This is a genomic window from Phenylobacterium sp. (assembly GCF_044236515.1).
Lineage (GTDB): Bacteria > Pseudomonadota > Alphaproteobacteria > Caulobacterales > Caulobacteraceae > Phenylobacterium.
On the sequence record NZ_JBIIGK010000084.1, the window covers coordinates 1 to 12,945 of the forward strand.

Annotated in this window: 12 protein-coding genes; 10 read left to right on the forward strand and 2 right to left on the reverse strand. The window is 69.7% G+C overall.

Going from position 1 to position 12,945, the window contains the following annotated elements:
• The 5 genes from ACILRF_RS09945 to ACILRF_RS09965 all read left to right on the forward strand — a co-directional run.
• A partial coding sequence (locus ACILRF_RS09945) for a response regulator (RefSeq protein ID WP_395672411.1) occupies positions 1-307 on the forward strand: 307 nt, incomplete at its 5' end.
• 60 nt (positions 308-367) lie between these two features.
• Entirely contained in the window at positions 368-2,734 is a 2,367-nt protein-coding gene (locus tag ACILRF_RS09950; RefSeq protein ID WP_395672413.1) for a PAS domain S-box protein, read from the forward strand.
• A gap of 26 nt (positions 2,735-2,760) precedes the next feature.
• Positions 2,761-3,114 carry a response regulator gene (locus tag ACILRF_RS09955; RefSeq protein WP_395672415.1) on the forward strand — a complete coding sequence of 118 codons (354 nt, stop codon included), beginning with the start codon at positions 2,761-2,763 and terminating at the stop codon, positions 3,112-3,114.
• A 55-nt stretch (positions 3,115-3,169) separates the two neighbouring features.
• Positions 3,170-3,910 carry a Crp/Fnr family transcriptional regulator gene (locus ACILRF_RS09960; RefSeq protein ID WP_395672417.1) on the forward strand — a complete coding sequence of 247 codons (741 nt, stop codon included), beginning with the start codon at positions 3,170-3,172 and terminating at the stop codon, positions 3,908-3,910.
• A 118-nt stretch (positions 3,911-4,028) separates the two neighbouring features.
• Positions 4,029-5,369, forward strand: coding sequence for an aminotransferase class I/II-fold pyridoxal phosphate-dependent enzyme (locus ACILRF_RS09965; protein ID WP_395672419.1), 1,341 nt, complete (start codon positions 4,029-4,031; stop codon positions 5,367-5,369).
• An 88-nt stretch (positions 5,370-5,457) separates the two neighbouring features.
• On the opposite strand, the gene ACILRF_RS09970 is transcribed toward ACILRF_RS09965, so the two are convergent.
• Complete coding sequence (locus ACILRF_RS09970; protein ID WP_395672421.1) at positions 5,458-6,669, reverse strand: response regulator; 1,212 nt, start codon at positions 6,667-6,669, stop codon at positions 5,458-5,460.
• A 215-nt stretch (positions 6,670-6,884) separates the two neighbouring features.
• Here ACILRF_RS09970 and ACILRF_RS09975 point away from each other — a divergent pair, with 215 nt between their 5' ends.
• On the forward strand, positions 6,885-7,532 hold the full coding sequence (locus tag ACILRF_RS09975; RefSeq protein WP_395672423.1) for an OmpW family protein: 648 nt from the start codon (positions 6,885-6,887) through the stop codon (positions 7,530-7,532).
• A 3-nt stretch (positions 7,533-7,535) separates the two neighbouring features.
• Here ACILRF_RS09975 and ACILRF_RS09980 read toward each other — a convergent pair whose 3' ends face one another.
• Entirely contained in the window at positions 7,536-8,027 is a 492-nt protein-coding gene (locus tag ACILRF_RS09980; protein WP_395672425.1) for a response regulator, read from the reverse strand.
• A gap of 354 nt (positions 8,028-8,381) precedes the next feature.
• On the opposite strand from ACILRF_RS09980, the gene ACILRF_RS09985 reads away from it, so the two are divergent.
• The 4 genes from ACILRF_RS09985 to cpaB all read left to right on the forward strand — a co-directional run.
• Positions 8,382-8,612, forward strand: a complete 231-nt coding sequence (locus ACILRF_RS09985) for a hypothetical protein (protein WP_395672427.1) — start codon at positions 8,382-8,384, stop codon at positions 8,610-8,612.
• A gap of 12 nt (positions 8,613-8,624) precedes the next feature.
• Positions 8,625-10,229: a carboxyl transferase domain-containing protein gene (locus tag ACILRF_RS09990; RefSeq protein ID WP_395672433.1), complete on the forward strand. Its 1,605-nt coding sequence runs from the start codon at positions 8,625-8,627 to the stop codon at positions 10,227-10,229.
• A 2-nt stretch (positions 10,230-10,231) separates the two neighbouring features.
• On the forward strand, positions 10,232-12,130 hold the full coding sequence (locus ACILRF_RS09995) for an acetyl/propionyl/methylcrotonyl-CoA carboxylase subunit alpha (RefSeq protein ID WP_395672429.1): 1,899 nt from the start codon (positions 10,232-10,234) through the stop codon (positions 12,128-12,130).
• A 112-nt stretch (positions 12,131-12,242) separates the two neighbouring features.
• Positions 12,243-12,945, forward strand: a 703-nt coding sequence (gene cpaB, locus ACILRF_RS10000; protein WP_395672431.1) for a Flp pilus assembly protein CpaB, incomplete at its 3' end; no start/stop codon positions are given.

The following is a 12,945-nucleotide window of genomic DNA, read 5'->3' on the forward strand; positions in this document are numbered from 1 at the left end:
CCAGGGTTTCGAGGTCGCCTGCGCGCCTGACGGCCCGTCCGGCGTCGCCATGGCCGAGAGCGAGGGCCCGGACGTGATCCTGATGGACATCGCGCTCGGCGACATGGACGGCTGGGAAGCCACCACCCTGATCAAGGCCCGCGCATCGACGGCGAACATCCCGATCATCGCCCTCACCGCCCACGCCCTGGCCACGGACCGGGCTCGCAGCGTCGAGGTCGGCTGCGCCGACTTCGACACCAAGCCCGTCGACCTGCCCCGCCTGCTCGGCAAGATCAGCGCCTGCCTCGCGGCTCGCGCCGCCTGACCACCCCACAAAGGGGTGAGATGCATTGCCCCGGCGCCTCGCCCATGCGTTTGATGGGCCATGAGGCAGGACGGAACCGTCGCCGAGCTTGAGCGCCAGGTCGCATCGGCCCGCGACGCCCTGGTCCAGAGCGAAGAACGGTACCGGTCGGTCCTGGCGACCATGCCGGAAGGCTTCTGCATCATCGAGCTGATCGAGGACGGCGCCGGGACGTTCACGGACTACCGCTACCTCGACGTCAATCCGGCCTTCGAGCGCCACACCGGCCTGACCCACGCCGCCGGCCGGCTGGGCAGCGAGCTGAGCCCCGGCGACGAGGCGGTCTGGCTCGACATCTATGGAACCGTCGCCAGGACGGGGCGGTCGATCCGATTCGAGGATCATCACCAGCCGACCGGCCGCTGGTATGACGTCCACGCCTCGCGGGTCGGCGACGGGGCGCGGCCGCGGGTCTGCATCGTCTTCACCGACATCACCGACGGCAAGCGCGCCAATCGCCGTCGCGACGAGGCTGAATCCGAGGTCATGGCCCTGGCGGAGCGTCATCGCGAGGTCCTGGAGAGCATCTCCGACGCCTTCTACGCCGTCGATGCCGACTGGCGGTTCGCCTACGTCAACCGGCGCGCCGAGGAGTGGTGGGGCCGCTCGCGCGCCGATCTGCTCGGCAAGCCGATCTGGGACGAGTTCCCGGCCGCTGTCGGCTCGGCCGCGTATGACGCCCACCAGCGCGCCGCCCGCACCCGCCAGCTTGTCCGCACCGAGACCGTCTCCCCCATTCTTGGTCACTGGGTCGATATCAGCGTCTACCCCGCCGCCGACGGCGGCCTCGCCGTCTATTTCCGCGACATCACCGAGACCAAGCGCGCCGAGCTGAGCCTCAGAGAGAGCCAGGCTCGGCTGGCGGCCCAGAAAGAAGCCTTCCAGATCGCCATGGACGGCGGCGACCTTGCCGCCTCACTGGGCGCCCTGTTCCGCGGCACGAAGGCGACCACGGGCGACCGCCGCTGCGCCTTCTACATCGTCGACGACGCCACCGGCGGTCTGCATCACGTCACGGGCATGTCCCCCGCCTATGCCGAGGCGGTCGATGGCTTCGTCATCTCGCCGGAGTCCGTGGCCTGCGGCCTGGCGGTCGCCCTCGGCAAGCCGGTCATCACTCCGGATGTGCTCGAAGACCCGCAGTGGAAGGACTGGCTCTGGCTGGCGCAGGCGCACGATTACCGGGGATGCTGGTCGTTCCCCATCGAGACCGCTTCCGGCCGGCTGGTCGGGTCCCTCGCATTTTACTTCAGGGAACCGCGCGAGCCCGAGCCCGCGGACCAGGAACTGGCCGCAGTGCTCACCCAGACCGCGGCGATCATCATCTCCCACTACCAGGAGACGGAAGAGCGTGCCCGCAGCGAGGCGCGATTCCGTCAGTTCGCCGAAGCGTCCTCCGACGCCCTGTGGATCCGGGACGCTCGGACGCTGGCCATGGAGTACGTCAGCCCGGCGTTCGAAACCGTCTACGGCGCCGGCCGCGGAGCGATGAGCGACGAGGGCGGCCTCGACCCGTGGGCCCTGCTGATCGTCTCGGAGGACCGCGAGGCGGCGCTGGCCCGGCTGGATGAGGTCCGGCGCGGCCTCCCGGCGGTGCACGAGTACCGCATCCAGCGTCCTTCCGACGGCGCCGAGCGCTGGATCCGCGCCCATGACTTTCCCCTGCTCGACGACGAGGGCCGGGTGCAGCGGATCGGCGGCATCGCCACCGACGTCACCGAGGCGCGGCAGTCCCGCGAGCGCCAGGCGGTGCTGTTGCACGAGCTGCAGCACCGCGTGCGGAATACCCTGGCCGTTGTCCGCTCGATCGCCTCCTCCACCCGGGAGACCAGCGACACGGTCGAGGATTTTTCCTCCCACCTGCAAGGCCGCCTCGACGCCCTGGCCCGCACGCAACTGGCCCTGACCCGCGTCCCCGGAAGCGGCGTCGATCTGGACGGCCTCGTCCGCGACGAACTGCTCGCCCAGGTCGCCAGTGAGAGCCAGGTCCTGGTCGACGGACCCACCGTCCGCCTGCCGCCGAAGGCCGCCGAGGTGCTGACCCTGGCGGTGCACGAGCTCGGTGTGAACGCCATGAAGTACGGAGCCTTGTCGACCGGCGCCGGCCGGGTCGATGTCCGATGGGAGACGTTCCGGCGGGACGACAAGGAGTGGCTGCGCCTGGTCTGGCAGGAAGGCGGCGTGGCGATCGCCTCCTCCGCCCCGCGGCGGCAAGGGTTCGGAACCGAATTGATCGAGCAGCGCGTGCCTTACGAGCTGCGCGGCCGCGGCGTGCTGGCGTTTCGGCCGGGCGGCGTACGGTGCGAGATCGAGTTCCCGCTGAATCCTGGCGACAGCATCCTGCGAACCGACCCGCCCCCCAGCGAAGTGCACGTGGAGGAGGATTGATGGGACGACTCTCGGGCCACCGGATCATGGTCGTCGAGGACCAGTTCTACCTCGCCAGAGACGTGCAGCGGGCGCTGGCCGAGGCGGGCGCGGCGATCGCCGGACCCTATCCAGGCCTCGACGACGCGGTCGAAGCCCTCATGGCGCGCGCGCCCGATTGCGCGATTTTGGATGTGAACCTCGGCGAGGGAGCGAGCTTCGAGCTCGCCGACCGCCTGTGCAGCGAAGGCGTCCCATTCCTGTTTTTCACCGGCTATGACGCCGAAGTGATCCCGCCTCGCTTCGCCGACGTCCCTCGCCTGCAGAAGCCGGTGGACCAGACCCGCCTCATCGACGCCGCGGAACTGCTTTGCGGAACGAAGAGTCTTGGATCGACTTAACCTGGGTTAGAGGTGTCGCACGCTGCGATTGATACGCTTGCCCCAGAGGACGGTGATGCAAGCAGCTCAATTCAAGGATGTCGCCCACGCGCGACCTGTTCTGCTCCGCCTGCAACAGGCGGGAGCGCAGTCGCCCGAGGTCGTGCGGCGCGTCAATGCGTTGGCCACGGTGGAGACGATCCCCGCCCGGACCATCCTGCAGACCGAAGGCGATCCGGCCCGCCGGCCCCGCTATATGCTGTCGGGCTGGGCCTGCCGGTATCGTGATCTCCCCGACGGCCGGCGACAGATCTTCGACCTGGTCCTGCCCGGCGACGGGGTCGGCGTCTGCCTGCGCCCCCACCCGCTGGCCACCACCACGACCCAGGCGTTGACCGCGGTCAGGTTGATCGACGCCGGGCCGCTTCTGCGGATGGACGCCTTCGAGGCCTGCGGCGACCTGCTGCCGGCGCTGCTGGCCCAGGCCGGGGCGGACGAACGGCGGGCGATGAGCCAGATCATGCGTCTCGGCCGCCAGACCGCCCTCGAGCGGATGGCCCACCTGTTCCTGGAACTCCACGAGCGTCTGGCGGCCGTCGACGCAGTCGACGGCGACCGGTTCCAGTTCCCGCTGACGCAGGAGATTCTCGCCGACCTCACCGGCCTCAGCACCGTGCACGTCAACCGCACCCTGCAGGAGCTGCGCCGTCAGGGCCTGCTTGGGCTCGAGAAGGGCTGGCTGCGCATCCTGAACCGCGAGGCTCTGGTCGAACTGGCCGACTTCGAGCCGCAACCGCCGGTCAAGCCGCGCGCCTGAGAGTCATCTTCAGTTAACCGCGAATGTAAAGAGTCCGGATATCTTGCGTACACCTCAAGATAACTGATGGCGGGTACAACAACCTCACAACCCGAGAAACGGGGATGGTGGGGTAAAGATGCTGAAAGCATTCAATAACTATACGCCGGCTGCGGCTCTGACCGGCTCCATGCGCGACTTCCGCTATCCGAAGGGCGCCGACCTCCAGGATCGGGTCGGCGGCTTCTTCGCCTGGCAGAACCTGCGTCGCCAGCACGGCCTGTGGCCGTTCTCACGCTCGACCGAGGAAAGCCCATCGACCGTCTGCGCCGCCCGCGACGACGCCGGCGGCAAGATCCATGGCGTGAATTTCGCCAGCCAGGACTATCTGTCGATGTCGACCAGTCCGGTGATCAAGAAGGTCGCCCAGGACGTCATCGAGGAGTTCGGGGTCCACAGCGCCGGCTCGGCCGCCCTGCTGGGCAACACCCATCACTCCGGCCTGCTGGAGCGCAAGATCGCCGACTTCCTCGGCATGCCCGAGGCGATCCTGTTCCCGACCGGCTGGGCCGCGGGCTACGGCGTGATCAAGGGCCTCGTGCGCTCGACCGATCACATCGTCATGGACGCCCTGGCCCACACCTGCCTGCAGGAAGGCGCCTCGGCCGCGACGCGCAACATCTACCTGTTCCGCCACAACATGGTCGGGGAATGCCGCAAGTGGCTGGAGAAGATCCGCGCCACCGACAAGGAAAACGGCATCATGGTGGTGATCGAGTCCCTCTATTCGATGGACAGCGACACGCCGGACATCGCCGCCATGCAGTCGCTGTGCGACGAATTCGGCGCCACCCTGATGGTCGATGTCGCCCACGACCTGGGCAATCTCGGCGCCGACGGCCGCGGCCACATCGGCATGCAGGGCATGCTCGGCAAGGTCGACCTGGTGATGGGCTCGTTCTCCAAGACCTTCGGCTCGAACGGCGGCTTCGTCGCCTGCCGCAGCCGCGAGATCAAAGAGTACCTGCGGTTCTATTCGCCGCCCTGCACCTTCTCGAACGCCCTGTCCCCGATGCAGGCCGCCACGGTGCTGAAGGCGTTCGAGATCATCGAGACCGCCGAAGGCGCGGCGCTGCGCAACAAGCTGATGACGAATGTCCTCAGCCTGCGTCGCCAGCTCGTTGAAGCCGGCTTTGAGGTGTACGGCGATCCGTCGGCCATCGTCTGCGTCAAGGTCGGCACCGAGGGCCTCGCGCGCCTCGTCAGCCGCCGCCTTCCGGAAGCCGGGCTGATCGCCAACCTGGTCGAGTTCCCCGCCGTGCCGAAAGGCCAGGCGCGGTTCCGGATGCAGGTCATGGCCGGCCACACCGAACAGAACATCAAGGACGCGGTGACCCGCCTGAAACAGGCCTACGAGATCGGCCTGGCCGAGTTCGAGGCGCGCACCGTCGAAGAACAACCCCTCCGCGCGACAGCGTAGGTCGTCGCGCGCTCCATCCATGGAGCCGACTTGAGGCCGCCTCTCCCGAGGCGGCCTTCTTTTTTCCACGTCGGAGGACGAAGCGGTCTTAGGCGGCGGGGATCTTGACGCGGAACGTCGCGCCCTGGTCCGGACGACCCTCGGCGGTCAGGGTTCCGCCCATCAGGCCGACCAGCCCGGCGCTGATCGCCAGGCCCAGACCCAGCCCGCCGTGGCGACGGGTCAGGGAGGCGTCGGCCTGTTCGAAAGCGTGGAACAGCCGGCCGGCGGTCTCGGCGTCGAAGCCGACGCCGGTGTCGGCGACCTCGAAGACCAACCTCCCCCCAGTCGCGTGGGCGCTTAGGGTGACTTCTCCGGCGTCGGTGAACTTCACGGCGTTGTCGAGGAGCTTGGCCAGCACCTGCGCCAGCCGGCGGCCGTCGACGCGTGCGGTCCCGAGGTCGGCCGGGGCGTCCAGCCGGAACGCCAGCCCCTTGGCCTGCGCCTTCGCCGTCGCGCCTTGCGCGACCTCGGCCAGCAGCGGCGCGATCGGCGTCGGCTTCGGATCGAGCGCCAGCCCCCCGGCCTTGAGGTCCAGGGTGTCCAGCAGGTCGGCGACCACGCCGTGCAACTGGTCGGCCGAGGTGTTGATGATGTCGGCCATCTGCCGCTGCTGGTCGGTCAGCGACGTGCGGCCCAGCACCTGGCCCATGCCGACGATGCCGTTCAGCGGCGTGCGCAGTTCATGGCTGACGATGACCAGGAACTCGTCCTTGGCCTTGTTGGCGGCCTGCGCCTCGATAAGCGCGGCGCGCAGCTGCTCGGTGCGCTCGGCGATGCGGCGCTCCAGGTCCTCGTTGACGCGGGAAAGCGCCTCGTTGGCCAGCCGCACCTGTTCTTCGGCTTGGCGCGCCCGCACCTGGGTCGAGACCCGGGCCAGCGCGACGGCGAAGTCCACGGGCTTGGTGATGTAGTCGTTCGCCCCGGCGGTAAGCGCCTCGACGATATCCTGGCTCTCGGTCTTGCCGGTCACCATGATCACCGGCAGTTGCACGTCGCTGAGTGTCTGGCGAATGCGGCGCAGGACCTCCAGGCCGTTCATGTCCGGCATCATCACGTCGAGCAGCACGACATCGAAGGTCTCTGCGGCGACCTGCTCCAACGCCTCGCCGCCCGACTCCGCTTCGGCGATCGTGAACCCGCGCCGCTCGAAGCGCCGGCGCAGGATCGTGCGGTTGTCCGCCACGTCGTCGACGATCAGGATTCGCGGCGACGCGCCCCCGTCGGCTGCCGGCTGTTCGGCGGCGCTGGCCATGGCCATGATGATTTCCGGATTACTGGGCACGTCGGACTAGGGTGTTCCGAACCATTTAAATAACGGTGCACGTGTGAATTCAGCATCTATCGGTTCAACCGACGGATGTCTCTCTCATTACTGGCGAGACACAACCGTGAGACGTGGCCTTAACCCTTAGTCTTTATTAAGACTCGGCAGGTTATGACCGTCCTGAAACCATACGATTTCGGGACTCCAGGATGACTTCCGCCAAGATCATGGCCGCCGGCGCAATCGCAGCGGCGTGCATCGCCGGTCCGGCCGCGGCGCAGGACGCCGGCCGCTGGTTCGTGCACGCCGGCCCGGCCGTGGTCCAGCCCGACGAGAGCGCCAAAATGACGGCCGGGGGCTCGCCGCTGGCCGGCGCCGGCGTCGCCATCGGCTCGAAATGGACCGCTGAGGCCGAGGTCGGCTACTTCGTGACGCCGAACATCGCCCTGGCCGCCGCCGCGGGCTATCCGCCGACCTTTACCGTCAACGCCGCCGGCTCCATCGCCGGCGTCGGGAAGATCGGCGAGATGACCGGCGGTCCGGCCGGCTTGCTCGTCCAGTACCACTTCAACCGCGAGGGCGCCTTGCAGCCCTACGTCGGGGCCGGCGCCTCGTTCCTCGTGGTGTTCGACACCAAGGACGCCGCGCTCAGCAACCTCAAGGCCAAGAGCGCCGTCGGCACGGCCCTGCAGGTCGGCGCCAACTACTGGTTCAGCGAACGCATGGGCGCCTTCGTCGACGTCAAGAAGGCCTATGTCGAGACCACCGCCACCGGCTCGCTGGGCGGCGCTCCGGTCCGCGCCAAGGTCAAGGTCGATCCGCTGGTCACCAACTTCGGCGTCGCCTGGCGCTTCTAGGCCTCAGGCCGGCGGCTTCTGCCGCCGCTCCGCGCCGCGGTACTCGGCGTCCTGCCGGCGGCGGCGGTCCGGACCGAAATAGGTCGGCGAGCGCACGAACGGCCGCGGCGAATTGATCAGTGCTTCCATACGCTTCAGCAGGCCGACGATCGTGAACGGCTTGCTGAGGAACTCCGACACCCCGGCGTCCCGCGCCGCCTTGACCCGCCGCTGCTCGGTGTAGCCGGTCAGCATCAGGATGCGCAGGTAAGGGTTCGGGCTCTGCGGATCGGTGCGGATCTTCTTCACCAGCAGCGTGCCCTCGTCGCCTTTGCCGAGGTTCTGGTCGACGATCAGGGCGTCGTAGGGATCGGCGCAGAGCATCTCGAACGCCTTCTCCGCCGTGGTGGCGAAGTCCATCTGGCTGGCCCCGACGCTGGCCAGAACCGACTTCACGATCTCGGCCGCATTGCGGTTGTCGTCGACGATGAGCAGGCGGAGGGCTCGAAGATCCATTAGTCGCCGTTGAAGCCCCCGCTGGCCGCGCGGTCCCCACCGCGCGCCGTCCTGCGCCACCCGAGGCGCCGGCCCATTTTGGTCGGACCGCCGCGTTTCGCCAAGCCTTGGCCGCCGGCCACCTGCCCATCCTGGGGATGACGCCTAGTGTCGGTTGAGCGCTTGCACCCGGGCCGCGCACCTTCGCGCCGCTTCCGGAGAACGCGGTTCGCGAGCCCGCCGGATCGCCGGGAGGCGGCCATGCATCCTGAGACCGGCGATGTTCCGTGGATGTCGCAAATCAGCCTCGACAGTAACGAAGCGGTAACCTTTGTATGTGGCGTTCGGTCGCAGGTTGCGCTATAAACCCGCGCCATGGCCGACCGACAGTTCAAACCCGACCTGATGGGCTCCGGCGAATCCCTCGAGCACCTGCTCGACCGCCTGCGGTCCTTCAGCGTACTTCGCCCCGTCCACCCGGACCGCGACACGCCGCCGGACTGGGAGACCGTCTTCAGCTCGCGGCGCCCGCCGAGAGGCGCTGGAGGCGCGGAGGCCCCAGTTCCGATCGAGCGTCCGCCGCCGGATCTCTACGCGGCGTTCTGATTTTTGCCGCCGATCCGGCTCGACACCGCGATTGAAAGAAGCTCGGACGCGTTCCAGCGCCGCGCGGCGCACAACCGCGCGCTCGCCGCCCAGCTGCGCGACCGCGTCGCTGACGCCGCCCGGGGCGGACCCGAGGACAGCCGCACTCGCCACGTCTCACGCGGCAAGCTTCTCCCGCGCGAGCGCGTCACCCGCCTCCTCGACCCGCTGTCGCCGTTCCTCGAGATCGGCCAGCTCGCCGCCTTTGACCTTTACGACGGCGAGGCGCCGGGCGCCGGCCTGATCGCCGGGGTCGGCCGGGTGTCCGGGCGCGAGGTGATGGTCGTCGCCAACGATCCCACCGTGAAGGGCGGGGCCTACTTCCCCCTGACGGTGAAGAAGCACCTGCGGGCCCAGGAGATCGCCCAGCAGAACCGCCTGCCTTGCGTCTATCTGGTCGACTCGGGCGGTGCGAACCTACCTCACCAGGCCGAGGTCTTCCCCGACCGCGACCACTTCGGCCGCATCTTCTTCAACCAGGCTCGGATGAGCGCCGAGGGCATCGCCCAGATCGCCTGCGTCATGGGCTCCTGCACCGCCGGCGGCGCCTATGTGCCGGCCATGTCCGACGAGACAGTGATCGTTCGCAACCAGGGCACCATCTTCCTCGGCGGCCCGCCGCTGGTCAAAGCCGCCACCGGCGAGGTGATCTCGGCCGAGGAACTCGGCGGCGCCGATACCCACGGCCGGCTCTCCGGCGTCGTCGACCACGTCGCCGACGACGACGCCCACGCCCTCGCCATCGTCCGCCGCATCGTCGCCCGCCTGGGGGAGCGGAGCGCGCCCGACATCGCGGCCGTCGACGCCCGCCCGCCCGCCTACGACCCGGCGGAGCTCTACGGCATCGTCCCCGAGGACGTTCGCGCCCCCTACGACGTCCGCGAGGTGATCGCCCGCATCGTCGACGCCAGCGGCTTCGACGAGTTCAAGGCCCTCTACGGCACGACCCTGGTCACCGGCTTCGCCCGCATCTGGGGCTATCCGGTCGCCATCCTCGCCAACAACGGCGTGCTGTTCTCGGAAAGCGCGTTGAAGGGCGCCCACTTCATCGAACTGGCCTGCAGGCGGAAGATCCCACTGGTGTTCCTGCAGAACATCTCCGGCTTCATGGTCGGCGGCAAATACGAGGCCGGCGGCATCGCCAAGGACGGGGCCAAGCTGGTCACCGCCGTCGCCGGCGCCGAGGTCCCCAAGTTCACGGTGCTGATCGGCGGCTCGTTCGGGGCCGGCAATTACGGCATGTGCGGCCGCGCCTACTCTCCGCGGTTCATGTGGAGCTGGCCCAACAGCCGCATCTCGGTGATGGGCGGCGAGCAGGCCGCCAGCGTCCTGGCCACCGTCCGCCGCGACGCCCTGGAGGCCCAGGGCAAGACCTGGAGCCGCGACGAGGAAGCCGCCTTCAAGGATCCGATCCGCGCCCGCTACGAGGCCGAGGGCGATCCCTACTACGCCACCGCCCGCCTCTGGGACGACGGGATCATCGACCCGGTCCAGACCCGCGACGTCCTCGGCCTGTCGATCGCCGCCGCGCTCAACGCGCCGATCCCCGAGACGCGCTTCGGCGTGTTCAGGATGTGAGCATGGCCTCCGCCCGCCCGATCACCGCCATTCTGGTCGCCAACCGCGGCGAGATCGCCCGGCGGGTGTTCGCCACCGCCCGCCGCATGGGCATCGCGACGGTGGCGGTCTATTCCGACGCCGACGCCGACGCCGCCCACGTGCGCGACGCCGACCGCGCGGTGCGGATCGGCCCGGCCGCCGCCCGCGACAGCTATCTGCGCGCCGACGCCATCCTCCAGGCCGCGCGCGAGGCGGGGGCCGACGCCATCCATCCCGGCTATGGCTTCCTGTCGGAGAACGCCGAGTTCGCGGAGGCGGTGACCGCCGCCGGCCTCACCTGGATCGGCCCGCCGCCGGCCGCGATCCGCGCCATGGGCCTGAAGGACGCCGCCAAGGCGCTGATGGCCGAGGCCGGCGTGCCCGTGACGCCCGGCTACCTGGGCGAGAACCAGGCCGCCGGCGCCCTGGCGCGCGAGGCCGCGCGGATCGGCTATCCCGTGCTGATCAAGGCGGTCGCCGGCGGCGGCGGCAAGGGCATGCGCCGCGTCGATGCCACAGGCGAGTTCGACGCCGCCCTGACCGCCGCCCGCCGCGAGGCCGCAGCGGCGTTCGGCGACGACCGCGTGCTGCTGGAAACCTATGTCGCCCGGCCGCGGCACATCGAGGTTCAGGTGTTCGCCGACGCGCACGGCGACGTCGTCCACCTCTTCGAGCGCGACTGTTCGCTGCAACGCCGTCATCAGAAGGTGATCGAGGAGGCCCCCGCCCCGGGCATGGACACGGCCACCCGCGCCGCGGTGACCGCCGCCGCCGTCCAGGCCGCCCGGGCCGTCGGCTATGTCGGGGCCGGCACGGTCGAGTTCATCGCCGACGCCAGCGAGGGCCTGCGCCCGGACCGCATCTGGTTCATGGAGATGAACACCCGCCTGCAGGTCGAGCATCCGGTCACCGAGATGATCTGCGGCCTCGATCTGGTCGAATGGCAGATCCGCGTCGCCGCCGGTGAGGCCTTGCCTCTGACCCAGGCCGAGATCGCCTTCGAAGGCCACGCGGTCGAGGCCCGGCTCTATGCCGAGAACCCCGCCGCCGGCTTCCTGCCGTCCACCGGCCGGCTGGACCACTTCCGCCTGCCCGATGGCGTGCGGGCTGACGCCAGCGTCGAGGCGGGCGACGTCGTCACCCCCTACTACGACCCGATGATCGCCAAGCTGATCTCTCACGCCCCGACCCGCGAGGCGGCGCTGATGCAGCTCGCCGAGGCCTGCGACGCTGTCGAGGCCTGGCCGGTCAAGACCAACGCCGGCTTTCTCGCCTGCTGCCTCGCCCACCCCGACTTCATCGCCGGCGACGTCGACACCGGCTTCATCGCCCGCCATCAGGACGACCTTGCCGGAGCCGAGACGCCGTCGCCCGCGGCCCTCCAAGCCGCCGCCGTCGCCGCGACCGTGCCCGAGCGCGACGAGGCCTCACCCTGGCGCGAGCTCGCCGGCTTCCGGCTGAACGGCGGCCCGGCGACTGAGGTCCACCTGTTCCTCAACGGCCGGCCCGTCCCCGCCGACGCGGCCGGCGGCGGCGGGGGCCGGTCAGTCCTGCTCGCCGAGGATGGCGAGATCGTCGTCTTCGAGCACGGCGCGGCCTTCACCTTCACCACCACCCCGCCGCGCGCCGACGCCGCCCATGGCGGGGCGGCGGACGGGCAGGTGCGTGCGCCGATGCCGGGGCGGGTGATCGCCGTCCAGGTCGAGGCCGGGGCGAAGGTCGCCCGCGGCCAGCCCCTGGTGGTCCTCGAGGCCATGAAGATGGAGCACGTCCTGACGGCGCCGCTGGACGGCCGCGTCGAGGCCCTGGCGGTCAAGGCCGGGGACCAGGTCATAGAGGGCGCGACCCTTGTCAGCCTCGCCGCCACGGACGCCGATTAACCTTCCATCAAAGTTGCCGCGGCGTTCACCGCCTTTGTTGGGGATATCGCAACAGGCCCCCGCCTAACCTCACGATACCAAACGGTTTTTCGTTTTCGCGGGGCTGGGCAGAATGCGCGTCGTCACGATCATCAGCCTGGGGGCGTCCGCGACCCTTGGCCTTGCCGCCCTGGTCGTGGCCAAGGCGGTGCTGCCCAACGCCGCGGAGGCGCGCAGCGAGGACCGCCCGACCGCCGGCGTGCCCGTCGTCGTCGCCACCAAGCCGCTGAAGTTCGGCGACCGCGTCGACGCCTCGGTGCTGACCGTGGTTCGCCTGCCCGCCAACGCCGCGCCGGAAGGCGCCTTCGCCACCACCTCGGCGGTGCTGTCGAGCGACAACGGCGGCCCGCCGGTGGCCCTGACCCCCATCGCCGCCCGCGAGCCGCTGCTGGCCGCCAAGTTGTCCGGTCCAGGCGCCCGGCCCTCGGTGGCCGCGGAAATCGGTGAGGGTCTGCGCGCGTACACGATCAAGGTCGACGACGTCACCGGCGTCGGCGGCCATGCGCTGCCGGGCGACCGGGTCGACGTCGTGCTGCTGCGCGACCTGACGCCGGAGGCCGAGCGCCGCACCTATGTCTCCGAGGTCGTGCTCCAGAACGTTCGCGTCCTGGCTGTCGACCTCAACGCCGACCAGGCGTCGAACAAGCCTGCCGCGCCGAGCACCGCCACCCTCGAGGTCTCGATCCCCGACAGCCAGAAGCTCGCCGTCGCCGGCGACCTCGGCAAACTGTCGCTCGCCCTGCGCCGCACCGGCGCGGCCGAGGTCGCCGACGTCA